Below are 25148 nucleotides of genomic sequence, written 5' to 3' on the forward strand. Positions count from 1 at the left end.
TTAATTTCCGTAGAACAAAAAATCGTTTAAGTCGAGATATCCTCTCATCAATAAAAACAAAACAGTTACAATTGATACAGCCAGAAAGAAGGCCACAATTTTTTTAGCCAAATCAACACGATTCTCACGAATCAACTTTCTCCGAAGAATAGTTCTCTGCTCGGGTGATAGTTCTTTTTGATGCGCGGGATGATGTCGGTAATTATGGGCAATCTTTTTACTCAAACCTGTGAATAATCGATCCCGCTTCTTTAACAATTCGCGGTTATTACGCATTCGTTGGATCATATCCAACACATGGCCAGCATATGACATCATATTTGGGTTTATTGTTTAGTCAAACACAACCGGCAAAGTATCATTCTTTGCCAATAGAAATAATTCTTCCATCTGCGATTGAACAATCCGATCTTCTGATAACTCGGGTAAACTGTCAAGTTTAAACCAGCCTGAATCTTCAATGTCGAAAGCTCCTCTCAACTCCCCACCCATCATACGACACAGAAAGACAATTTTATAAACATAAAAAGGTGACGCCGGATGATTGTGACAACGTTTATCATAAACAGCTAATAAACGTACAACTTCAGATTTAATCCCTGTCTCCTCCTCCACTTCCTTGACAGCAATTTCGGCAGGTGTAAAACCTATATCTGCCCAACCACCCGGAATGGTCCATTTACCATCCATAACTTCTTTCGCCATCAGTATTTCATCCTTCTCGTTGAGAATAAAACCTCGAACATCCACTTTAGGAGTTGGGTATTCCTTGGGAGGTAAGTAAAACCGATCAATAGTTTCAATAGGTTGATTAACAATTGCAGCCATTAATTCCTTACTCAGATCAATCAACTCCTGGTTACGTTCTATCTCATAGCCATTTTGAGCATAAACCAAGCCTGTTTCGGCTAATGCCTTGATCCGTTTTATTGTATTTAAATAATCCATAGCTAAATTTACTCAAACTTATGTAGCTGCAAAACATAACAAAGGAGAAATATATCAATCGAAGAAGTAATTTAGTATATCCAGAAGTATCACCAGCAACGCATATGAAAAAAGTACCATCATAACAATTCGTAACACTTTCATTTTCTTACTGTTCTTAAGTAAAAAATAGGCTCCCGAGGAAGCAATCATCAATAATATTGAATTGAGAACTGTCATACTTTTGCATATAGCTTAATATACTACATTTCAGACATTTTTCAATATTTTTTCACTTGTAAAAATGATTTTTCAATTTTAACACTCTTTAATCTTTAAGAAGTTAGCTAATTCACTTATTTATTTACCTTTGTAAAGTATTTAAAAATGGATAGTTTGATTTTTGGCTGCTAGTTTGAATTACCTTCCTTCAGATAAGGTGCTTACCTTCCACATTTCAATTCTTCCCTTGTTTAAATCATTATTGTTTAATTAAGTGCTTCTGTAGCACAACGTTTTATTTTATGATGAATATTTTTATTTCGAACCTGACTTACGCTATCACTGATGGTGATTTACAGGAACTTTTCGAGGAGTATGGACAAGTAAGTTCAGCCAAAATTATCACTGACCGCGAAACTCGCAAATCAAGAGGCTTTGGCTTCGTTGAAATGCCTGATGCAGAAGCTGGTCGCAAAGCTATTGAAGAACTTGACCGTGCTGAGTACGATGGTCGCGTTATCAATGTAAAAGAAGCAGAAGCTCGTCCACAACGTAGCAACAACAACCGTGGTGGAAACGGTGGCGGTAACCGTCGTCGTTACTAGTATCTTGCTTAAAGAAATTAAAAAGGCTGTTCGCACTGCGGACAGCCTTTTCTTTTTATATAGATATCATCTAAAAAGAGTATTTTAAACCAAACACTACCTTTTTTAATTAGCTACTTTCCAAAAATTAACTAATTTTAAGTGTGAACCTCTTCAAACAATCAAAACCAACCTGTGTTTTCTTATAAACAGATAAACCTAAACACTTAAAATGAAAGAATTTTTTACACAAAATTTCAAAAGCGAAGATTTACTGTTACCAATTATTTTTTCCGTACTGCTAATCGTTGCTGCATGGTTTGCCGGAGTTCTTCTTATCCGATTACTTCGAAAAGCAATACATCGGGAACACAACAGGGTTATTGAAAAGGTGGTAAAACTGGTTAAAACTCCTATTAAACTTTTAACTGTTGTAATTGCCATTAGTTTAATCAATTATTATTTTAAAGACTCAATTGATATAAACGGAGGCAAGATTGTTTTCTTAATACTTGTCTTTACCATTACATGGCTGGCAATAGCCATCATACGAAGTATCAAACACTTCATTTTATCGAGCTATAACATACTGGATGCTGATAATTTAAAAGCCCGCAAGATTCACACCCAAATGCGTGTATTTGAACGCTTGCTTATTTTTCTTGTCACATTTATTGGCTTGTCGGTAGCATTGCTAAGCTTTGAAAAAGTTCGTGAAATAGGATTAAGTCTTTTAGCTTCCGCAGGTATTGCAGGTATTATCATTGGTTTTGCAGCACAAAAAAGTCTATCTCTTTTGTTAGCGGGTTTTCAAATTGCCATAACTCAACCCATCCGACTTGACGATGTAGTAATTGTTGAAGGAGAATGGGGCTGGATAGAAGAAATTACCCTTACTTATGTGGTGGTTCGAATTTGGGATAAAAGGAGATTAATTGTACCCATCAATTTCTTTATTGAAAAGCCATTTCAAAACTGGACGCGTCAGTCTGCTGATATACTTGGAACCGTATTTATCTATGTTGATTATGGTTTCCCGGTTGAAAAAATGCGTGAGGAGATGAGCCGCATATTACCGGATATTCCGGAATGGGATGGTGAAGTTAATGTATTGCAGGTAACAGATGCTACCGAAAAAACAATGGAACTAAGGGCACTGGTGAGTGCTAAAGACTCTCCTAAAGCCTGGGATTTAAGAGTAAGGCTTCGTGAAGAGCTGATACAGTTCATGCAGCGTGAATATCCTGAATACCTGCCCAAAGCAAGGATTGAATTTGAGAAAGAAAATAATTTAAACAGTAAAGAGAAGGTATTGGAATAATGATAAATTTGTATGTGTAACTACTAAACTCATTTCACATATGAATCTCAAAAGATCTAACCTATTTCTATTTTGTGCCTTGATAGCAACACCACTATTTGCTCAAAATCAAGCAGAACGTTTAAAAAAGCATGTATATACACTTGCCTCCGACAGCCTGGAAGGAAGAGGCCTGGGAACCGAAGGTAAGATTAAAGCAATCAACTACATTGCCGAACAGTTTAAAGAAATTGGACTAACTCCCCTTTGTGACGATTACAAGCACCAATTTATATTCATGGAAAATCTCGTGAGGGTTCCAGCCACAAATGTTGTCGGTATGCTCAAAGGTAACGATCCTGAATTAAGTTCAGAATATATAGTTATTGGAGCGCATTACGACCATCTGGGTTATCGTGAAAAGGATGGTGAAAAAATAATTTACAATGGAGCCGACGATAACGCATCCGGGGTTGCAACTGTAATCGAAACAGCAAGGTATCTTAAACAAAATCAATCAAAACTCAAATACAGTGTAATATTTGTTGCTTTCGATGCTGAAGAAAGCGGTTTAATTGGGTCAAGATATTTTCTTTCAGACAAAGTGATTGATCCTGCCAAAGTAAAATTCATGTTCAGTATTGACATGGTTGGTATGTATTCAAGCATTGGCAGTTTGCGATTACAAGGTATGGCTTTATTGAAAGATGGTGATGAGATGGCTCAATCAATAGCTGTTAAAAACAACCTGGTAATAGCAAAAGCAAACACCACCAAGGTAGAGCTAACCGATACGAAATCTTTTGCCGACTATGGAATACCCGCTACACATTTATTTACAGGTTTAAAATCACCTTATCACAAACCTGAAGACACAGCGGATAAACTTGATTATGAAGGAATGAATACAATTTGCACCTTTTTGTGCGAATTATCTGAAGAAATAGCAACTCAGGATATGCTGATAGCCCACCGCAAAGCAACTCAGGAAATACCACCGGTGACGATTGGAGGGAAAATAGGGATGGGGTCAAGCAGACTTGTTTATAACGACGTGCAACTACAAACAATTCCTCGTTTTGCGATTGAACCAGGATTATTTGCTCAGATAAAAATAACCCGTTCGCTATTTTTACAACCCGAAGTAGTCTATGATATTCATAGTTACAAAGTAAACGACAGTAAAATAAACATGCAATCGATCACAACTCCTGTGTCACTCATGCTTAAAACATATAACAATGATATGTTCACGCCAAAGTTCTTTGTATTAGCCGGAGGTTATTATAGTTATCATCTAAATGGCAAGGTCGATGGCGAAAAGATGGATTTCAATGCAACTTATAACAAAGATGATTATGGATTAATTTGGGGATTTGGCTTTGAATTTTATAAGGTTCAGCTAAGTTCAACCTACCGCAACAGCTTACAAGATTTCATGCAGGATTCTTCTGCAGGCGACACTAACAGATCAGCTGTATATTTTAATATGGGTTGGAGATTTTAATATTGATAGCCTGATTTCAAATTTATTATGCAATCAGGCCATTTTTTCTAATAAAAACCGGCCTCCTATTTTTATGACAGCAGCTATTCTCCTAACTTTGTTTTTATGACCGATAACTCTGGTAAAATATTACGAAGCATCCGACCAGGGAAAATTACCCTTCCGATTTTTATTGGATTGGCAGTTACCGGATATTTCCTTTACCATGAGTTTGATCCATCTGTAATGGATGCTTTTACATTTTCGCTCCAATCGATTTTCTGGTTTTTTGTATCTTTTTTAATGATAGCAGCCAGAGACTTAGGTTATATTTATCGAATTCGTCTTTTGAGTGGAACGCAAATAACCTGGCGAAAGGCTTTTAATATAATAATGTTGTGGGAGTTTACATCGGCTATTACTCCCTCTGCAATTGGAGGAACAAGTGTTGCAATTTTCTTTATCAACAAAGAAGGAATTAAAATTGGCCGAAGTACAGCCATTGTTATGGTAACCTCCTTTCTGGATGAATTGTATTTTATTATAACATTTCCTCTCATCCTGCTTTTCATCGGACGAACTGATATTTTTGCTTTTGGCAATTCAATCGAGAACAGTTTGCCCTTTTACAAAAACCAATTTTTAATGTTTGCTCTTGCCGGTTATATTGTAAAACTTGCATATACCATCGTTATAAGCTATGGTCTTTTTGTTAATCCACGTGGATTGAAATGGTTATTACTTTGGATTTTTAAATTACCCATAATTAAGCGTTGGAGACCACAGGCAAACGAGTCCGGTTCTGATTTAATTGCCGCTTCGAAGGAATTTAAGACCTGGCCCTTTAAAAATTGGCTCAAAGCTTTTATGGCAACTGCATTCAGCTGGACCTCCCGTTACTGGATTGTCAACTCGCTCATTTTGGCATTTTTCGGATTCCATTTCCTCGGATGGAATGATCATATTCTAATATTTGGCAAGCAATTGGTTATGTGGATTATGATGCTGGTTAGTCCGACACCTGGTGGTAGTGGATTTGCAGAATGGGTATTTAAAGAGTTTCTTTCAACAATGATCCCTGCTGGCACGGGTGTCGCAATGGCTTTTATGTGGCGGGTAGTAAGCTACTATCCTTACTTGTTAATCGGTGCTTTTATTGTACCACGCTGGATCAAGAAGCACTTTGTGAAAGGTTAGTTGTATTTGACAAACGCCCCGTATTATGTGACAAACAAACTGTTATTCAATTATATAAATCCATAACTTGGGCGTGTATAATTATATGTGTATTTAATGGCCCTACACAAGTATCAGATCCTCTTCGTCCTGAGCCTTATTTTATTAGCTACAGGATGTAAGCATAGAAAAAAAAATAGTATTTCAGAATCTCAGCAAACTCAAAAAGAGTTGGTCGTTTATTGCGAAAACTCAATGCTGGGGCTGATTTTGAATCTTAAAGAGCAATTTGAGATACAGTACAATTGCAAAGTAAGAGTTCAAAATGATTGTGCTCAAAATTTAATGGACCTGATCAGTTACACAGGCAAAGGCGATCTTTACATCCCTTCTTCAACAGCAACTTTTGAGAAATTTTATCAGGAAACAGGCCAGGCTTTGATGGATTCTGTTTTTATTGGATATAATTCTTTGACTTTTATGGTAAAGAAGGGGAACCCTAAAAAATTCGATGGGAGATTCTCATCCCTTCTTAAAGATAAATACTCTTTAATCATTGCTAATCCCGAAACAAGCTCTATTGGTTCTGAAACCAGGAAATTATTACAATCTCAAAATGTTTATGACAGGCTCTTACCTAAAATAGTTGCCCTGACATCCGACTCAAAAGGACTGATAAAAGAGCTGAAGAATGATAAGGTTGATATCGTTATCGATTGGGAAAGTAACTATTTTGTTAATGGAAATCGCAATTATGTTGATGTTATCAAACCTGATTTGCAAAATAATTTACATATACCCATTTTCGCAACAAGTCTCTCATGTAGTTCAGAACCAGTGCTTACCAAAGCTTTTCTAAAATTTACAAGCACCCAATTAAATGAAAACAGATTAAGTAAATACGGTTTTACTAAAAGGAAGACGATAATTTTTTAAATTTATACGTTCGTAAAACACAGTTAGTTTAATTTACATCTTGTGGGTAAGAATCAAAAAACATCCAAAATATTCTACTTTAAAGAGCCAATAGTAAACAAGCTCTACCTCTTGTTAGCTATCTATTTAATTACAATAGGTGCCATCATTAGCATAGAAAATTATTTCGACAGTTCATATGCTACTAAATACAGAAAGGCCATTCAAAATCAGGAACAATTGGCCAAACTGGAGCATTTACTCCACAAAAACCTTCTGGAATTAAACATTGCTTTTAAAAGTTATCCATCTGTTAATGTCAATCAACAGCTAACTAATATTGAAAATGAAATAGCAGATCTTACTGAACGTAGCATAGAGATTATTAATGTAATTGATCAGGGTGGTAATATAGAGGATAAAAGAGCTGTTAACCTTCACACACAGGATGTAATTACAAACGTCATAACTTACAATGAAGATAGTTATACAGGTTCGATTAGAGAAGTAAGAGAGTTAGCTCCTTTGATCAACACCATGCACAGTCTTTCTGAAAGAGTAGCCCGAAAAATTGAAGCAACCTTAAAAGAGCCTGATGGATATAACAATGTAGCCAAAGCGACTGATCTATATATTAAGCAAGCTGAGTCTAAACTGGAAAGACTGCATGAAATTGAAAACAAAATCTCGTACGATATCAATAAGAGGTTAGTAACCTTAAATAACGAAAGCATAAATGTGCTAAAACGTTATAATAACCTTAAGTACCTTTCATTAATAGTATTTACGCTATTTGTAGTTTTTCTGACTTATTTCCTTTTATCGCAAATACGTAATCTGATTTTAAATCAAAGAAAGGCGGAACAAAATAACCGTAAACTTATACAGGCTGTTGAACAGAGTCCGATCTCAATTATGATTACCGACACACAAGGTAACGTTGAGTATGTAAACAAAGGATTTAAATCGCTGGCCGGATTCTCTAAGTCTGAATTAAATAGTGGTAACACCAACTTTTTTCAGCTACAGGAAGATACCAATGAATTTGCTGAAGTATTGTGGCAAACCATTCAGGAAGGACAGGTTTGGACTGGTGAAATTTCCAGTAAGAAAGAGAATGGTGCTGTTTTCTGGGAAAAAGTTTTGATATCACCCGTATTAAGTGAAGACAAAACCATCTCGAATTACATTGCAATTAAGGAAGACACAACTGAAAAGAAACTTCTTACTGAGTCACTTAAGGAGTCAAACAAAACTCTTTCAACCATAACAGAAAATCTTCCTGTGGGTATTTTAATTGTTGACAGCGAAAAGAAAGTAATTCAGCTCAATCAGACCGCTGCTAAAATCATGGGCTTCAAAACCATTTCTCAGGCAATGGCTCATTTCAGAACCCATTCATATCAGGAGCTATTTGTCACCAATAAAAAGGACGAATACAAAGATGAGCAGTCCGGCATAATGGTAGAATCGCTGGATGAACGATTAGAGGTTAAAGAAAATAATATTTCACGTGAAATATTAAAGAATATCATTCCGGTTACACTAGATAATCACGAAGTGTTTCTGGAGGCTTTTATGGATATCAGTGCCCAGAAAGAGATTCAAAAGAAAGAAGCTGAATCAAATAAAGCCAAATCTGAATTTTTGGCTAATATGAGTCATGAGATTCGTACTCCTATGAACGGTATCATTGGAGCAACAGAACTCTTATCCAAAACCAGGTTGTCAAAAGAACAGAAGAATGTTGTTTCTATCATTGGCCGTTCTTGTGACAATCTGCTTAATATCATTAATGATATACTTGATTTCTCTAAGATCGAAGCCGGTAAAATGAAAATTGAATCCTATGCATTTAATCTTCGCTCTACCGTTGAATATCTAATGGATCAAATGTCGTTCAAAGGTCGTGAAAAAGGCATTGAGCTTTTGAGCGATGTTGAAGACACTATTCCAGCCATTGTTATTGGTGATGAGAGTCGATTGATTCAGGTTTTGGTTAATTTAATGGGTAATGCTGTTAAATTCACTTCTGAAGGAGAAGTTGTTCTAAAAGTAGAAATAGAACAACAACAAGGATCCAATATGACACTTCACTTTTCGGTTGAAGATTCTGGAATTGGTATACCTAAAAGTAAATTGGAAAAGATATTCGAATCCTTTACTCAGGCAGATGGTTCAACAACCCGTAAGTTTGGTGGAACAGGACTGGGAACCAGTATATCAAAGATGTTGATTGAACTGATGGGTGGTAAAATATGGGTTGAAAGTCCCAACCCTAATTTTATGTGGTCAAAAGAGAATCCTGGATCAGTATTTCATTTTACACTGCCATTGGTAATTGATAAAAACCAAAAGGCATATGAGATAAACACTGAGTTATTCAGCACCATCAATACCCTGATTGTTGACAATCATAAAACCAACCTTCTTCTACTTAAAAAGACCCTGAATAACTGGTCGATTAATTCAGAAACGGTGAATGATGAAAAGTCAGCTTTAATGACATTATCACATCGTAAGGATTTCAATCTAATCATCATCGATAGTCATGTTTTTAGCAAGGCTGATGATAATCTGCTGGAAAGTATTAAAGAACTGCAAAAAAATATCAAAATCATTTTGTTTACCTCTGATAACAGATGGAAACCAATTGATCAGCTAAAAGGTGTGGATTTTATAATGCAAAAACCAATTAAACACACCGAATTACTAAACACAATTGAGAGACTTTTTGGTGATAAAAACAACCAGGGAGCTGAACAGGATGAAGCACCAAGTCTTCAGGAACGCATAAAAGACAAACGTGTTTTACTGGTTGAAGACAATATCATCAATCAAAAGATTGCAGAGAAAATGCTTGATCGGATTGGTTTACAAATTGATATTGCAAAAAACGGTGAAGAGGCTGTAAATATGATTACCGAGGGTGATCAGGATAATTACGACCTTGTATTCATGGATGTTCAGATGCCTGTAATGAATGGGTTGGATGCAACCACCAAGTTAAGGGAGATGAAGATTGATGTTCCCATTATTGCAATGACTGCCAATGCACTCAAAGGTGACCGAGAAGTGTGTCTGGAAGCCGGAATGAATGATTATATTGGAAAACCGGTTAAAATGGACGATCTGGAAACGATCCTTGTTAAATGGTTATAGTTGCTGATAGTGTCCATTAAGTACAACTCCATCTAAATTCATGTTTTGTGCTGATTTAAGGGCTCCCTCCTTTGTATGTACAATGGGTTCACCTTTTACATTGAAAGATGTATTAATCAAAGCTTTCACCTGATATTTTCTATCCAGCAATTGAAGTAAATCAAACACAAAAGGATTATCTTCCTTTTTTCGAACTACCTGAATACGTGCTGTCCCATCAACATGCACTACACCTTCGATCTCCTTTTGCTTCTCAGGCAGGATGCTAAAATCGAGCAACATATAATCGGCCAGAGGATGTATATTCTTTTTCCCGGTAAAGTATTGTGCATTTTTAACAAGCATGATGGGTGCCACAGGTCGGTACCACTCACGTTTTTTATGAGTCATACTTACTTTTTGAGCCAGGGATTTATTATTCGCCAATGCCAGAATACTTCGGTTACCTAAGGCTCGTGGACCAATCTCTCCGGTATTATTACAAACAGCTATCACTTTGCCCTTGAGAAGTTCCAAAGCACATTTTTCCAGCTCATCCAACTTTACTTCAGTTGAATAATCCTGAATACCCCAATTATTGAGGTAAGGTGAATGGGAATTGATATTTCCATGTTTTAACCACTCCACAAAGGCCCCAGCACCTAAAGAAAGGCCACTATCTTCAGGACAAGGAGGTATAAATACATGTTTAAACAATTCGGATTCCACAATTTGAGTGTTAGCCACTATATTCAGAGCCGAACCACCAGAATAATATAAATAATCGTATTGTCCATTATGCTGCAGCAATTCGAGCTTAGTTAGCAACTCCCGCTGAAAAATACCCTGCATGGTTGCAACAATATCATGTAAAAAAGAATCCTGTGTATTCAGATGTTGTTTATCCCAGCCAAAATCAATTTTAGCAGCATCGAAAAACACTTTTTTACTTCCCCATAGATCTTTGAAATAGTCATTTTTAATAAGCCAATCTTCAATATCTGGTTTATAACTTCCAAAAGATGCAAGTCCCATCATTTTACCCGGAACACTGTTTTGCTCAATGTATTTTGAACCAATTATACCAAACACCAGGGCATTGGCATTAAATAACCCTGATAGATATTTATAGTCCCAGTGAAATTCTTTCGATTGAACACTGCCCTTTTTAAATTCCCAAACAGATAGATTACTCAGACTCCCTCCTCCATCGAAATGAACCAATAAACTATTCTCATTAAAAGATCCGTAAAAAGGTAAACATGCTCCCAGATGAGCCAGCTCATGATTTAGTGCGTATGCTTCTCTTTCTCTATCCAGCCACCAGCATCTTCCTAATTCAGGCATGGTACTTAAATGACTATTTAAAGGAGCTTCAAAGCGGAATCGGCCACAAGATGAAAGGAAAGTACGACCAACAACATTATCAACAAAAACGAGGTCATAATCGGTATTCTTCAGTAAGCCTTCCTGCTTTAAAATATCATACAGCTGTTCGTGCAATTTATTATCATGCTTTCTTCTTGAGAGGCGCTCAAGTGTCAGATGCTTTAACACCTTACCATTCTCCATTAGAGTAAGGGCGTGATCGTGCACATAAAAAGGTGTATCTGTATTAATACGGTCCTGAATACCATATATGGCCAATGTAGGCTTTAAAACATCCATAAATCAGATCAGAAATTGAGCCGCCAGTGTCATTATAAAAAGCAATACAAACACTACCTCCTGAATAACTGACTTACGAATTGCATTCAAAAAGCGACTTAGTATAATGGAAGCACCAATGGCAAGTATTGGAACCACCTCCAAAGAATAATATGGCGTTAAAGCTGCAACAATGCCTAGTACGATTAACCAAATGAAAATACGGAAATATTTACGTGTAATAATCTTAACCATCGGCATGATTCTCACAACAGCCAGGATGGCCAGAAAAACCAGGAAGATAATAATACCATTATAAAGTTGTGAGAAAATGGTATGTGAGAAAAAGGCTATTGGTGATATAAAATTCTCTATTGCAACATCAGCAAACCAGGTAAATCTGCCAACAAGGAAGAAATAACTAAAGGCAAAAATATATGGCAATACAAATCCAATTAGAGAAGCCAGGATGGAACGAAACGTAAACATTCTGAGGATGAACATGATCATCCAGATCAATATGATAAAATAAATTCCCTTGGCATAAAACAAGCTACCTACTGACAACCAGAAAGCTGATTCGAAGCACCAGGCCATTGGTTTACGCTGTGGCCCTCCTGAAAACAAACGCTCAATTGAAAGCAGCAGCAATGGCGTAAAAAACCATACCGGATGTAACTGTTGGGCCATCAGATAGCCACTCACCAAAAACAAGTATAAATACCCTGGCATTGCAGTTTGATTATTTGATAATCCAAAGCGATTGACCATCCGGTTGACACCTAACATCATCACCAGGGCAATTAACATACTTATCAGAGTTGACAGAAAATGATTTCCTTTCAGTGCACCCAATAACAATCCAAACAATGGCATAGGAGTCTCGCTAAACGGGAAACTCACCGATTGAACTCCGACAAATGAATTGAGCCAGAAGCCAAGTAAGAATAGTGGCAGCAGCACAAAAGCCGTAATGCTGTTTCTATTGAGTGACTGAAAAATCATATTACAAATCGAATCCTATATCTGAACGGAAATATTTTCCTTCATAATCTAATTTCTGAGCATTCTTGAATGATTGTGCCAATGCTTCGTCTTTATCTTTACCATAAGCTGTTAAAGCAATAACACGTCCTCCCGCTGTAACAACCTTACCATCCTTTTCTGTGGTGCCTGCATGAAAAACCATACCTTCAGTTATATTTTCCAATCCGGTGATCTCTTTCCCTTTTTCATAATCTCCAGGATAACCACCCGAAACACACATCACTGTAGTTGCACTTCGTTCGTCCACTTCAATTTGCTTTGTTCGCAGATTTCCTGCTGCAACAGCCTGGAAGAGATCAACCAGGTCAGACTTCAAGCGTGGGATCACCACTTCTGTTTCAGGATCGCCCATTCTCACATTGTATTCAATAACAAATGGTTCCCCTTCAACACTCATCAAACCAATAAAAATAAATCCTTTATAAGGTATATCGTCTTTAATCAACCCTTCAACAGTTGGAAGAACAATACGGTCGTGTACCTTCTTCATAAATACCTCATCGGCAAACGGAACCGGAGACACAGCTCCCATTCCACCTGTATTTAATCCTGTATCACCTTCTCCAATTCTCTTGTAATCCTTTGCTTCAGGCAAAACCACATAGCCATGTCCATCAGTCAATACAAAGACAGAAAGCTCAATACCACTTAAATATTCTTCAATCACAACCGTGCTACTGGCATCACCGAATTTACCACCAAGCATTTCTTTAAGTTCGTTCTGTGCTTCAGCCAGATCGTCTAATATCAACACTCCCTTACCGGCGGCCAAACCATCAGCTTTCAGTACATAAGGTGCTTTCATCGTTTTCAGAAACGCCAATCCTTCCTCAAGATTTGCGGAAGTAACTGATAAATAAGCTGCTGTAGGAACATTATGACGTTGCATAAAAGCCTTTGCAAACTCTTTACTTCCTTCTAATTGAGCACCCTTTTGACCAGGACCAATAACAGGTACTTGCGCTATTTCCGGATCGTTTAAAACAAAATCTTTAATTCCTCTTACCAAGGGTTCTTCAGGTCCTACTACAATCATTTCAATGGCATTTTCCAATACCACTTTTTTAACTGCTTCAAAATCGTTTGGATTGACATCCACATTGGTCCCCACTGCTGATGTCCCGGCATTACCCGGAGCAATAAACAGTTTAGTCAGCTTCTCACTCTGTGTCATTTTCCATGCCAGGGCATGCTCACGTCCTCCTGATCCTAAAAGAAGAATATTCATTTGTTTGTTCTTTATTATATAGCTTGTTAGTTTATAGGCAGCAGGCAGTAGTTAAATAACAGAACAAATAACCCACAACACTTTTCGTGAACTTCCCAAACTAATCAAACCACTGTTTAATTATTTTGCTATAAAATTTTAATCCATTTTCAACACTTCAAAACGATAACCTTTTTCCAACAGGAAATCAAGGCTTTTAGGCAATGCATAGTTCAAACGTTCCCAGGCTTTTGCCGAATCGTGAAAAACCACAACCGAGCCGTTTCGAACATTATCTGTAACGTTTGATAACACCTGTTCTTTACTAAGGCGTTTATCGTAGTCCATCGAAAGGACATCCCACATCACCACTTTACTAAATTTGCTTTTTAACTCCTTCATATACCACGGATAGAGTTGCCCATGCGGTGGTCTGAATAAGTTACCGGGAATGTACGGTCTTGCCTTATCAATATTGTTGAAATATTCGCTACGTGAACATTTCCACGCAGGTAAATGATTGTACGCATGATTGCCTACACTATGTCCATTATTTAAAAGTTCCTGAATCAGATGCTGATTATTATCGGCATTTTCTCCTACACAGAAAAAGGTTGCCTTAATCTGATACTGATTCAAAAGGTTCATCACCCAAGGCGTTTCTTTTTCAACGGGTCCATCGTCAAAGGTAAAGTAGATCACCTTTTCCTGTTCCGGCATGCGCCAGGTAGTTCCCGGGAAAAGGTTTCTGATAACCTGCGGTGGACGAACCTTCCAACTCATATTTTAGTTTTCGTAAAAACCCATTTGGTTCATACGTTGCTCATAGTCGCCTTGCAACTGTTTCATGAAATCTGTACGGTTGTATTTTTGAGCCATTCTCACTACTTCCATATAAATAGCCATGGCAGTATCAGGTTCACGTCCAACCGTTTTTTGTTTATCAGGTGTAAGTGAGCTGTAATAATCAAAATCTTTCATCTTATCTGTTGAAAGATCTTTCAATATTTCCTCACCTTTTTCAAACTCACCCAAACGGAAGTAACCTTCTGCAAGGAAAATACTGAAATAATTATGCGGAACTCTGTCTTCGCTTAACACTTCCATGGTTTTGTCAAGTACCTTTTGAGCCTTTTCATTTTTACCCTCATCTAATAATGCCAGAGCCAAACGAGCCAGGTTATTTCTGATGTTATTGGCCATTCGCATATGGTTTTCATCCAGATAAACCTTTGGATTTTCAAAACCACCCCAACGGAATTTCTCCATCATATTGGTGTACATCCTTTCAGTATCAACCCGACCATACTGACCATTATCGCTTTCAGTTTTGATTGGTACAACCTGATAGGCAAATCCTTCCAACTGGAAATAATCCTGCAGGCTCACATAATTATCAGCACCTACTGTTACTGCAAAATATACAGGGCGATCCCAGTTGTTTGTTGCAAACAAATCAAGTATCATCAACTCATTTTTCAGAATCACATCCTTCTTAATGTTAATATCAACCTGCGGAGCCAATAAATGAGCAGCTTCTTCAGATACAATACCATTCTGAAGCACTTTCAGACTATCATACTTTAAGGTAAATTGCTTTGAAGGCAGATAATCCAGGGTACCTGAATATTCAGGAACAGTCTTGGTTTTCTTATTATCACTTGCTACAAAATCAATGGCATCTTTCAGATCAATGGCTCCTTTGATTCGATCCAACATATAAACAACATCACGCGATCCGGTTACATACTGATCGTGATTCATTGAGAAAGGCATTGGATCAGAATCATAAGCCTTACGCTTCATCTGATCGATGTACCAATCAGTTTGCAGATAACTTAAATTACAAACCCTGACATCGGTACGTACACCTTCAACCTCCTGAGCATACCATAATGGAAAAGTATCATTATCACCATTTGTAAATATGATTGCATTATCGGCACAAGTATTGAGGTAATTATAGGCAAGATCACGAGCAACATATCTTTCTGAACGATCGTGATCATCCCAGTTTTCCGTGGCCATGATGCCCGGAACAAAAATTAAACTGAGAATTGTTGCAATACCTGCTCCAACTGATCCAGGCACAAAGCGTTTTAGCCCATCAACAATTGCCAGCACTCCTAACCCAATCCAAATGGCAAATGCATAGAATGAACCAGCATAAGCATAATCACGTTCACGAGGCTGATATGGAGTTTGGTTCAGGTAAATCACAATGGCTAAACCAGTAAGGAAAAACAGAAGCAATACAATCCAGAAACTCTGTTTCCCGTTTTTACCAGCATTGAATTGGAAGAACATACCCACCAATCCTAGAATAAGCGGTAACATATAATATTTATTTCTTCCGCGATTTTTGGTATATAAATCAGAAAGCTTCGATTCGTCGCCCAATCGCATCTGATCGATGAATTTGATGCCGGTTATCCAGTTTCCTTTATTCACCTCACCATGTCCCTGAATATCATTCTGTCGACCAGAGAAGTTCCACATGAAATAGCGGAAATACATATAATTTACCTGGTAATTCATGAAGAACTTAATATTCTCCCACAAGGTTGGAACCTGAATCTGCTTAGGCACTCCACGTTCATCACCTACGGTTACCCTTTTGCCTTTAAAATCTGTCCAGGCTTTGTATTGTTCAATATGATGCGCCTCACGACTGTACATACGAGGAAAAATAGTGGTGGTTTTATCGTCGAAAGCATACTCTGTGCGATGCATTACTGTAACGTACTTACCATCTTTCTTAATGCGGACAGGTGCACCATCTTCCTCATTCATCGATTTACGATCAAGAGGAGAATTAAAATTCTGCCCAAAGAATAAAGGTCGATCACCATATTGCTCACGATTCAAATACGACATTAATGAAAATACATCTTCCGGTGAGTTTTGATCCATTGGAGGATTTGCATAGGAACGGATTACGATCATTGCAAATGAAGAGTACCCGATTAGTATCACAGTCACTCCTAGCAAAATTGTATTAGCAATGGCCATCCTCTTTTTGTAAGTAATCCATATGCCTGCAACCAAAGCCGCAATAAGAAGAACTGCATAGAATAAAGCTCCTGTATTAAACGGTAAACCGAGACCATTTACAAAAATCAGTTCAAACCAACTGGCAACCGTAACTACACCAGGAATAATTCCATATAATACTCCGGCCAGGATCACACCTGAAATTACCAAAGCTTTAATTGTATTGTTTCGGTTAACTTCATATAATTTAAAATAATACACAAAAACAATGGCAGGAATAGCCAACAGGTTTAACAGGTGAACACCAATGGAAAGTCCCATTAGGTATGCAATTAATACCAACCAACGATTGGCATATGGTTTACCTGCTACATTCTCCCATTTAAGAATGGCCCAGAAAACAACCGCTGTAAAAAGTGATGACATTGCGTAAACCTCCCCTTCAACAGCCGAAAACCAAAATGTATCGGAAAAAGTATATGCTAAAGCTCCAACCAGACCGGCACCCATAACTGCCATGGTTCTCCAGATTGGAGGCTCTTCTTCGGAAATAAATATTTTTTTTGCCAGATGCGTTATTGTCCAGAATAAGAACAATATTGTAAATGCACTGGCTAATGCCGACATAATATTAATCATTGCAGCTACTGCACCCTGATCCGGTGCAAAAAGCGAAAAGAATCGACCCATGATCATAAAGAACGGTGCCCCGGGAGGGTGACCAACCAATAATTTGTATGATGTAGAGATAAATTCACCACAGTCCCAGAAACTGGCTGTTGGTTCGATAGTCATGATGTACACTGTGGCGGAGATAAAAAAGGTTAACCAGCCAAGCAGCAAATTCAATCGGGTGTATAGCCTCATAATAACTTAATTTCAATCAGATAGAACTCCATTTAAAGAAATTCTTTTCCAGCTTTCGTCAGATAATTGCCAAAAATACAATTTTTATTAGAACAGGTCATTATTTATTATGTATTAAGCAACGATGAGTCCGAACATTAACTAATCATTAACGTATCGAACTCATCAAATATTTTTTCAAGGCAGGCTATTCTCCTAATAATCTTGACAAGCCCAGATCCTGATAGGTATTATCAAACTGTTCCAATAATTTTTTATTACCCATCAGCTTTAAAACATTATTTAATAATCTGCCGTTATCCAACTCTTCGGAGAAAAGCTGAGCTGAAGCATTTTTCAAACGGTTCGACTGTGCATTAAACCAATACAAATTATTAATGTGTCGTTGCAAAAGAAAATCAATCTTCTCAGTTGCTTCATTTATTAATCCTGTTTCGTAGGCCAACTGCAAAAATGGAATATTTCCAGACGCCTCAGGAGCAACTTCAATTGGTAACTCCTTTAATCCTTTTCGGATTACTTCGGCAGCCTCCTGCTTTCTTCCTTCTTCGAGCAAACCAAGAACCAATAAATTGATCATCTGACGATAGCGCATCACATCAAAGGTTCTTCTGCAATAATGATCGTAATATGAAGAAGTTCCATCTCCAATAGATACCTTGTTCATAAATGAATTGAACAATACATCAGTATCAATATAAACCTGTTCATCCGGCGATTTGGATTTAGGCACCAGTTGATAAACCATCCCTTCGTAGCGCAGGTAATCTTCTAAACCAAGAAATATCTCTGGATCAGCACCCGTTGTAAAATAAATTGGTCGCTCCCAATTGTTGGTTGCCAGAATATCGAGTAAGGCAATATCATTTTTATATAACACCCGCTTAGGACAAGTCCACTTAACGGTATCCTTATCATTATATGGCAAAGCGAAATTGCCAATTGGCGAATAATCAATCTTCTGCCCACTTTGCAAAGGCAGTTTACTTTGCTCATTATCGCTGCCAATGAAACGAACCACACTCATTAATGGAGCATAATCTTCATCACGATCCATTACCAAAGCATGATCCAGATCGCCGTTTTTATATCGATCAATATTTATCGTAAATGGCATCTGACCGGCATCGTTAACAGCCTCAGCCAACTGACGAACACACCAGTCAGCACCCATCAAACCATAATTTATTACTCTGACATCCGTTCTGAAGCCTTCTACTTCCTGCACATACCAAACCGGGTAAGTATCGTTATCACCATATGTAAAAAGAATAGCATTGGGCTCACAGGAAGCCAGATAACTCCGAGCCATGTTCAAAGCAAAATAACGGTTATCCCTATTGTGATCATCAAAATTCTGAGACAACATCAAAACAGGAACAGCCGTCACTATAAGCACCATGGCCAGATATCCTGTAAGCGAACTTTTAGAGAGTGTTTTTAACCAATGAGCAAGGGCAAAAGCTCCAAAAGAAATAAACATGGCAAAAGCATAAAACGAACCTGCAAAAGCATAATCACGCTCGCGGGGTTCAAACGGTGTTTGATTTAAATAAAGAATAATAACAGGACCTGTCATCAGAAATAGCAACCCGGTTACAGCCAGGTATTTTTTACCATTTTTACCCGCCCCTATTAAAAAGATAATACCCAACAAGCCAATTAATAAAGGCAATAAAAAATACCGGTTACGAGATGGGTTGTTTTGAGCAATACTAGGGTAAATACCTCCTTGTATATCTTTATCCAGAAAGGGTATGCCGGTTATCCAGTTTCCTTTCAGCACATCACCATGCCCCTGTTCATCATTTTGCCTGCCGGAAAAGTTCCACATAAAATAGCGGAAATACATATGGTTAATCTGGTAGTTAAAGAAGAATTTAAGGTTGCTTGCAAAAGATGGCTTTTCTTTACTTTTGGGATTGACCCCTGCCCACATCTGGTATCCGTAGATATGTGTCGGGCTGCTACTATGCATTCTTGGGAAGAATCCCGTTCCTTTAGGATCGTATTCGTATTCGTCAGCCTTTTGATAACTCTCGTATTCGGTACCATTAAATCGATAGGCTGTTTTGTATTTTAATTCACCTGCTTCGGCATTGTAATACTGTCCATATAGTAATGGACTTTGTGCATATTGTTCGCGATTAAGAAAACTATCGAGTGTAAATACGTTTGATGGATCGTTGAGATTAATGGGTGTATTCGCATCTGCCCGTATGATTATCATAGCATATGATGAATAACCAATCAGGAAAACCAGACTGATTACAGCCAAAAGGTGTTGCCAGTTGTTTTTCTTTCGGGTTTTGAATACAGCAAAGAATAGCAAACCAAAGATTACTATAGTGAAAAACAATAAGCCTGAATTTTTAGGTAATCCGAAACTGTTCACACTCATCAATTCAAACTTCTCGGCTAACCAAAGACCATTTTGAATCACACCAAATAGCAATATTCCCAGAATTACCCCGCCATACACTATTGCTTTAAAAAACAACATCCAAGAAAAGGGTGCCCTGCGAAGTAATATCAATAAAATAAGAACAGGAATGATCAAAAGGTTTAATAAATGCACCCCAACCGATAAACCAGTCAGATAGGCAATTAAAATGAGCCATTTTACACCTGACCCTGTTTTTTCATGCGCTTCCTCCCACTTTAAAAACATCCAGAAACACAGAGCTGTAAACAGCATCGACAAGGCATAAACTTCGGCCTCTACAGCCGAAAACCAGAAAGTATCGGAAACAGCAAAAGCTAAGGCTCCGATCGCAGAAGGAACAACAATATAAAGATATGAAGCAATATCCTGAGTATATTTACTAAAGATGCGACGTAACATATGCTCTGCCGAGAAATACATCAACATAATAGTAGCCGATGATGAAAACACCGACAACAGGTTTGCTGTATAGGCAATCTGAGAGGCATCGGAGGCAAAAAGATTCAGAAACCGTCCGAGTAACAGATAAAAGGGTGCTCCGGGCGGGTGTCCTACCTCCATCTTGGCCATACAAGAAATAAACTCACCACAGTCCCACAAACTGGCTGTTGGGGCCATGGTAATCCAATAAAGAATGGTGGTTAGAATAAAGATTGTCCAACCTATAATCAGGTTCAAGCGTTTTAGTGGATTCATGAGGTATTATTAAATTCCCTTAAAGATAGTTTTTCAGCGTATATTTTTACAATAAATTATTCATCAAACTATGATAAGTCAACTAAACGGTTGAATTTCTATATAAAAATTCATTTTCAAGGTCAAATAATCTAAATAGAGGGACTAACTTAAAATACCCTATAAAAATTGATAAAATGACTCCCCTATTTTTATTGATATTTCAGAGTTTAACATTAACATTGTACCTCCGTTTTATGAAGAAGAAAGATACCCTTAGTTCAACTTAGAAGTCAAACAAAAACAAATAATATATCACATGAATAAACTTTCTAAAATAGGGGTTTTAACTTCAGGAGGAGATGCACCCGGAATGAATGCAGCTGTGCGTGCTGTGGTGCGTAAATGTATTTACGAGAATATTGAAGTTGTTGGTATTATCAAAGGTTATCAGGGATTGGTAAATGGCGATTTTCTTCCTTTGAATGCTGGTTCTGTCAGTGGAATTCTTAAGCTTGGAGGAACCATGCTAAAATCAGCCAGATGTCCTGAGTTTCGCACACCGGAAGGAAGAGCAACAGCCTATGAAAATTTCAAGAAAGAAAAACTAGATGGGCTGGTTGTTATTGGTGGAGACGGTACCTTTACTGGAGCTAACATTTTTGGCCGCGAATATAACATCCCAATCATTGGGGTTCCGGGCACCATCGACAATGACCTATATGGAACCGATTTAACCATTGGTTACGATACCGCCTTAAATACTGTTGTTGAGGCTGTGGATAAAATACGTGATACAGCAACGGCTCACAGTCGTTTGTTTTTTATTGAAGTAATGGGGCGTGATGCAGGTTTTATTGCTTTAAATGCTGGTGTGGCTTCAGGTGCTGAAGTGGTACTTCTACCTGAGAAGAAAACCAACTACAACGATTTAAAACGTTTCCTTGAGAAACAATATTCATATCAGAAAGACAGTAGCATTGTTTTGGTGGCCGAAGGAGAAAAAATGGGTAATACGTTTGACATTGCCAAACGTGTGAATGAAGAACATCCTGAATATGATGCACGAGTAACTATTTTAGGTCACCTTCAACGTGGAGGTTCACCAACTGTTGCTGACCGTGTACTGGCCAGTGAGCTGGGTGTTGCTGCTGTTGAGGCATTGATGGATGACCAGAAAAGCATAATGGTAGGTATGGTTGATGGTGAAATTGTACATGTACCATTTAACCAAGCCTTGAAAAATAAGAAAGGAATTAATGAGCGCTTGTTTAGCCTTATCAACGTTCTTTCAGGTGGTAAACGATAAGTAAAAAGATATAAATGAAGATAGCCCGGTAAATATCGGGCTTTTTTTAATGCTTTATCTTTTGACTGAAAAAAATGCACCTTTTTCACACAATCTTTTCTTGCTGAAAACAAGGCTACAACAAGGATTACGTGTTATTTTTTCTAAAAAGTTCTTGCATTGCAAAAAAAACTATCTATATTTGCATCGCTTTTGACAAAAAAGCATGGCGATTGTCCCATGGTGTAATGGTAACACACCTGGTTTTGGTCCAGGCATTTAAGGTTCGAGTCCTTATGGGACAACTAAAAACCCTTTCTAATTTGAGAGGGTTTTTAATTAAAAAACTCGATTGTCCCATGGTGTAATGGTAACACACCTGGTTTTGGTCCAGGCATTTAAGGTTCGAGTCCTTATGGGACAACGCAAGAAAGCGATCGTAAAACGATCGCTTTTTCTGCTTTTATAAAGTTTGCTATTCGTCTATTCGTAAACACAAACGTAACTTACAGCTTCTTGTACCAACACTTTAAATGAGCTGTCTTTTGCTACTTTAAAGGTCTCATGGCGCTGATAAGTCTTCCATTCCTTTTCTCCAGGTAATAACACGTCCATTTTTCCGTGAGTAATGGTCATGTATTCAATGGTACTTGTACCAAATTCAAACTCTCCCGGAGCAATAACACCTGCAGTTGCTTTTCCTTCACTGTTACTGGTATCAATCGACTTTACCTGTCCATCGAAATACTCGTTCACTTTTAACATCTTTATGATTTTTATAGGTTAATGTGTATGGAAGCAAATTTACATTTTACTCAGAATAATGGCACAAAAAAAGATTCCGACCAGGCCGAAATCTTTTTATAAACTTTTACTCTTGTTATTTTTTTATGATTGTATATGTCTTAGGTCCATTAGTGGTATATATTTTAATCAGATAGGCTCCTGAAGCAATATGACTCATATCAAATCCATTTTCATATAATTCTTTTGCTTGTAAAAGAACACCCTGCAAGGTATATACTTCAATCTTAGAACACTTTTCATTTGCAATAATGTTAAGATAATCCGAAACAGGATTCGGATATAACCTAACCTTCTGATCTTCTCTTCTTTCGATTCCTGTTGATGTATCATAAACCAGACTCATGAAGTAAAGATTAGCTACTTCGCCTTTGGTAAGCAGATAATCGCCAGCTGTAACATCAACAACTAAAACACCATTGGTTGGATTATAAACGGTTCCGTTGATTTTAAAACTGCCTTCAAAGCCTGTATTAAAAACAAGAGTCAGTTTCCCTACCATGGTTGAATTAAATGAGATTGTAGTTGCCGATTCTATTTTTAAGCATTGAGTTAATGTAAGTCCGTTATATTCGACCGTTCCTTTCGAATCGGAAAGATTACCAGAGATAGTATAAAAAGTACTATTCAGACCTGACAAAGTAAAGTTATGAACCATATCGCCTTCCGTTACTTCACCATCTCCATTGTCATCTCCATTTCCCGTATCATCCGATTCCCCATCCCCTTGAATAGACACCAATGTTGTTTGATAAGATGTTAATGCATTTTTCAAGGCTTGATTTACAGCGTAAGAGGCATCATCAACCGAATTATTAAAAGTCCAAACAAAATCACCACCTTGCATTCTACCGCTATATTCCATCGCATTCGCTTTTGCGGCTTCAGGAGTATCAGGGTTATAATCATACATAAGGGCTGAATTTGTATCAAAATTGTTGTAGCTGTGAGCTCCTTGAGCAGTTACTACCTCAACAGGTACTTCCTCTTCTCTCGCAGATACCACATAGGCATCAAATTGCGTTGCAGAATTACTGAAAGCTTCATCACCCCAGGCAACAAATCTGTTTTGGCCTTCTATATAATTATTAAAAGCTTTAATGATACCGCCATCTTCACCTGAAAATGTACCATCAGGATCGTAAAAAATATCTGTTCCTTGCTGAGATATCATCATTGGGTATTTACAATTTCTGAAATAGTTTGCTTCAACAAAAACTGAAGAACCATTGGTTGCTCCCACTCCATACTTGGCATTTCCATCGAAATAATTATTGTAAACATGTGCAGAGAAAAAACGCACCCGAGGATGTCGTGAATCGGAATGATCAAACCAGTTATGATGATAAGTTACAAAAAGACCTTCTGTTGTATCTTCACCCAAACCCAGTAAACACGATTTCCCTGTGTCCCAGAAGTGATTATATGAAAATGTGACATAGGTTGACTTTTTACAATCAAGGGCACCATCACCCTTTGCCTGGTCTGAATCACTTCCGGCATCGCCATAAAATAAATCGCAGTGATGAACCCAGATATAATCATTGTCTTGTTGCAAACCAATATTATCGCCTTCATCGCTGTTACAATTCATAAATGCCAGATTTCGCAATTCAATATTGGATCCGTTTTTTATTCTGATGCCCCAGCCATCAACCACAGCATCATCACCTATTCCTTCTATGGTTATGTAGCTTGAAGCATTATTACTATTTTCCACTACAATATCTCCTTTATAATTAAAGGAAGGATCAGTGATTTGCCCAACCAGCCTTACAATCAACGGACGGTTATCATTGCCTTTTTTAAAGCCATCCAGAATTGCCTGTAGCCCAACACAAGGGTTTTCATTAGCCCCTGTTACATCCATCGAAATGGTATTTTTTGTGTTTTCAGTAATATAAATAATCACAGCATTATCCTTAGGTGTTCCATCATGGTTGTAGGCACCCGGGACACGATTGTTGGAAAAGGCAAAGCCTGCACGATCATGTGCATAAACTGTAATTGTACCTGATACTGTTACTCCCGTTTCAACTCCATTACTAACCGGTGCCACCTTAATGGTATAATCACCTGCTTTTAGTCCAGGAATATCAGCCCTGAAATAATCACCATAATTGCGAATCAGCTGATCATCTATTTTAACTTCTGTATTGCCTTCGCCACTATAATAAACATTAAAACTTTCAGCCCCTTCGACAGGCTGCCATTTTACCATAGCCGTTTCGAACCATCCAACTGATTCGATAAGTGTTACTGACTGAGCAAAAATCATATTGCCAGAAAGGGCAAGCAATGAGATTACAAGGAATAAATATTTCATAATTTGGATTTAATAAGTCTGATTAGTTTTCTTAATCAAAAGTAAACCCAATAATTATTTTGAAGGGTAGACAAATAGATTTGAAAAGGATGAGTA

The 25148-nt window shown here is 37.6% G+C and carries 17 protein-coding genes and 2 tRNA genes; 9 read left to right on the top strand and 10 right to left on the bottom strand.

Translation table 11 applies throughout. The annotated features are described in order from the left end of the window. A complete protein-coding gene (locus ACRD62_RS06840) occupies positions 1-318 on the bottom strand; it encodes a hypothetical protein (RefSeq protein WP_430819391.1) in 318 nt (105 codons plus the stop codon). Between the two features lie 15 nt (positions 319-333). After that, positions 334-948, bottom strand: a complete 615-nt coding sequence (locus ACRD62_RS06845) for an NUDIX hydrolase N-terminal domain-containing protein (protein WP_430819392.1) — start codon at positions 946-948, stop codon at positions 334-336. Positions 949-1451: 503 nt separating this feature from the next. Between ACRD62_RS06845 and rbp the strand changes: the two genes are divergently transcribed. The 6 genes from rbp to ACRD62_RS06875 all read left to right on the top strand — a co-directional run bounded on the left by rbp (position 1452) and on the right by ACRD62_RS06875 (position 9772). Further along, complete coding sequence (gene rbp / locus ACRD62_RS06850) at positions 1452-1754, top strand: RNA-binding regulator (protein WP_321406329.1); 303 nt, start codon at positions 1452-1454, stop codon at positions 1752-1754. 211 nt (positions 1755-1965) lie between these two features. Next, positions 1966-3054, top strand: a complete 1089-nt coding sequence (locus ACRD62_RS06855) for a mechanosensitive ion channel family protein (protein ID WP_430819393.1) — start codon at positions 1966-1968, stop codon at positions 3052-3054. 40 nt (positions 3055-3094) lie between these two features. Then, complete coding sequence (locus ACRD62_RS06860) at positions 3095-4540, top strand: M20/M25/M40 family metallo-hydrolase (RefSeq protein ID WP_430819394.1); 1446 nt, start codon at positions 3095-3097, stop codon at positions 4538-4540. 105 nt (positions 4541-4645) lie between these two features. After that, positions 4646-5716: a lysylphosphatidylglycerol synthase transmembrane domain-containing protein gene (locus ACRD62_RS06865; RefSeq protein ID WP_430819395.1), complete on the top strand. Its 1071-nt coding sequence runs from the start codon at positions 4646-4648 to the stop codon at positions 5714-5716. A 96-nt stretch (positions 5717-5812) separates the two neighbouring features. Continuing rightward, a complete protein-coding gene (locus tag ACRD62_RS06870) occupies positions 5813-6631 on the top strand; it encodes a substrate-binding domain-containing protein (RefSeq protein ID WP_430819396.1) in 819 nt (272 codons plus the stop codon). A gap of 42 nt (positions 6632-6673) precedes the next feature. Then, complete coding sequence (locus ACRD62_RS06875) at positions 6674-9772, top strand: PAS domain-containing hybrid sensor histidine kinase/response regulator (RefSeq protein WP_430819397.1); 3099 nt, start codon at positions 6674-6676, stop codon at positions 9770-9772. Here ACRD62_RS06875 and ACRD62_RS06880 read toward each other — a convergent pair. The 6 genes from ACRD62_RS06880 to ACRD62_RS06905 form a co-directional block, all read right to left on the bottom strand. Next, the gene (locus ACRD62_RS06880) at positions 9767-11419 is read right to left on the bottom strand and encodes a carbamoyltransferase C-terminal domain-containing protein (RefSeq protein WP_430819398.1); all 1653 of its coding nucleotides are present in this window, start codon (positions 11417-11419) and stop codon (positions 9767-9769) included. The genes ACRD62_RS06875 and ACRD62_RS06880 overlap by 6 nt on opposite strands. A 3-nt stretch (positions 11420-11422) precedes the next feature. Beyond that, on the bottom strand, positions 11423-12403 hold the full coding sequence (locus ACRD62_RS06885) for a hypothetical protein (protein ID WP_430819399.1): 981 nt from the start codon (positions 12401-12403) through the stop codon (positions 11423-11425). A 1-nt stretch (position 12404) separates the two neighbouring features. After that, positions 12405-13673: a phosphoribosylamine--glycine ligase gene (gene purD, locus ACRD62_RS06890; protein WP_430819400.1), complete on the bottom strand. Its 1269-nt coding sequence runs from the start codon at positions 13671-13673 to the stop codon at positions 12405-12407. A gap of 138 nt (positions 13674-13811) precedes the next feature. Further along, a complete protein-coding gene (locus ACRD62_RS06895; RefSeq protein WP_430819401.1) occupies positions 13812-14435 on the bottom strand; it encodes a polysaccharide deacetylase family protein in 624 nt (207 codons plus the stop codon). A 3-nt stretch (positions 14436-14438) separates the two neighbouring features. Then, positions 14439-17441: a protein O-mannosyl-transferase family gene (locus tag ACRD62_RS06900; protein WP_430819402.1), complete on the bottom strand. Its 3003-nt coding sequence runs from the start codon at positions 17439-17441 to the stop codon at positions 14439-14441. Between the two features lie 259 nt (positions 17442-17700). Continuing rightward, positions 17701-20655 (bottom strand): glycosyltransferase family 117 protein, encoded by a 2955-nt coding sequence (locus ACRD62_RS06905; RefSeq protein ID WP_430819403.1) that lies wholly within the window; start codon positions 20653-20655, stop codon positions 17701-17703. A gap of 298 nt (positions 20656-20953) precedes the next feature. Between ACRD62_RS06905 and pfkA the strand changes: the two genes are divergently transcribed. From pfkA to ACRD62_RS06920, 3 genes are all read left to right on the top strand, one after another. Next, positions 20954-21943 carry a 6-phosphofructokinase gene (gene pfkA, locus ACRD62_RS06910; RefSeq protein ID WP_430819404.1) on the top strand — a complete coding sequence of 330 codons (990 nt, stop codon included), beginning with the start codon at positions 20954-20956 and terminating at the stop codon, positions 21941-21943. 213 nt (positions 21944-22156) lie between these two features. Further along, positions 22157-22227, top strand: a tRNA-Gln gene (locus ACRD62_RS06915). Positions 22228-22275: 48 nt separating this feature from the next. Then, positions 22276-22346 (top strand) — tRNA-Gln (locus ACRD62_RS06920). A gap of 59 nt (positions 22347-22405) precedes the next feature. Here the strand turns inward: ACRD62_RS06920 and ppnP are convergent. Together ppnP and ACRD62_RS06930 are read right to left on the bottom strand one after the other, a co-directional pair. After that, on the bottom strand, positions 22406-22687 hold the full coding sequence (ppnP, locus tag ACRD62_RS06925) for a pyrimidine/purine nucleoside phosphorylase (protein WP_430819405.1): 282 nt from the start codon (positions 22685-22687) through the stop codon (positions 22406-22408). 115 nt (positions 22688-22802) lie between these two features. Next, a complete protein-coding gene (locus ACRD62_RS06930) occupies positions 22803-25052 on the bottom strand; it encodes a pectate lyase family protein (protein WP_430819406.1) in 2250 nt (749 codons plus the stop codon). Positions 25053-25148 lie beyond the last annotated feature (96 nt).

This window comes from Carboxylicivirga caseinilyticus (assembly GCF_050589785.1).
Lineage (GTDB): Bacteria > Bacteroidota > Bacteroidia > Bacteroidales > Marinilabiliaceae > Carboxylicivirga > Carboxylicivirga caseinilyticus.

What these genes read in the sequence shown, in the direction of transcription:
- ppnP (WP_430819405.1), bottom strand. Translation starts at nt 22,687, where the DNA reads ATGTTAAAAGTGAACGAGTATTTCGATGGACAGGTAAAGTCGATTGAT.
- ACRD62_RS06900 (WP_430819402.1), bottom strand. Translation starts at nt 17,441, where the DNA reads ATGACTATCGAACCAACAGCCAGTTTCTGGGACTGTGGTGAATTTATC.
- ACRD62_RS06895 (WP_430819401.1), bottom strand. Translation starts at nt 14,435, where the DNA reads ATGAGTTGGAAGGTTCGTCCACCGCAGGTTATCAGAAACCTTTTCCCG.
- ACRD62_RS06840 (WP_430819391.1), bottom strand. Translation starts at nt 318, where the DNA reads ATGATGTCATATGCTGGCCATGTGTTGGATATGATCCAACGAATGCGT.
- pfkA (WP_430819404.1), top strand. Translation starts at nt 20,954, where the DNA reads ATGAATAAACTTTCTAAAATAGGGGTTTTAACTTCAGGAGGAGATGCA.
- purD (WP_430819400.1), bottom strand. Translation starts at nt 13,673, where the DNA reads ATGAATATTCTTCTTTTAGGATCAGGAGGACGTGAGCATGCCCTGGCA.
- ACRD62_RS06905 (WP_430819403.1), bottom strand. Translation starts at nt 20,655, where the DNA reads ATGAATCCACTAAAACGCTTGAACCTGATTATAGGTTGGACAATCTTT.
- rbp (WP_321406329.1), top strand. Translation starts at nt 1,452, where the DNA reads ATGATGAATATTTTTATTTCGAACCTGACTTACGCTATCACTGATGGT.
- ACRD62_RS06860 (WP_430819394.1), top strand. Translation starts at nt 3,095, where the DNA reads ATGAATCTCAAAAGATCTAACCTATTTCTATTTTGTGCCTTGATAGCA.
- ACRD62_RS06855 (WP_430819393.1), top strand. Translation starts at nt 1,966, where the DNA reads ATGAAAGAATTTTTTACACAAAATTTCAAAAGCGAAGATTTACTGTTA.
- ACRD62_RS06865 (WP_430819395.1), top strand. Translation starts at nt 4,646, where the DNA reads ATGACCGATAACTCTGGTAAAATATTACGAAGCATCCGACCAGGGAAA.
- ACRD62_RS06845 (WP_430819392.1), bottom strand. Translation starts at nt 948, where the DNA reads ATGGATTATTTAAATACAATAAAACGGATCAAGGCATTAGCCGAAACA.
- ACRD62_RS06885 (WP_430819399.1), bottom strand. Translation starts at nt 12,403, where the DNA reads ATGATTTTTCAGTCACTCAATAGAAACAGCATTACGGCTTTTGTGCTG.
- ACRD62_RS06930 (WP_430819406.1), bottom strand. Translation starts at nt 25,052, where the DNA reads ATGAAATATTTATTCCTTGTAATCTCATTGCTTGCCCTTTCTGGCAAT.
- ACRD62_RS06870 (WP_430819396.1), top strand. Translation starts at nt 5,813, where the DNA reads ATGGCCCTACACAAGTATCAGATCCTCTTCGTCCTGAGCCTTATTTTA.
- ACRD62_RS06880 (WP_430819398.1), bottom strand. Translation starts at nt 11,419, where the DNA reads ATGGATGTTTTAAAGCCTACATTGGCCATATATGGTATTCAGGACCGT.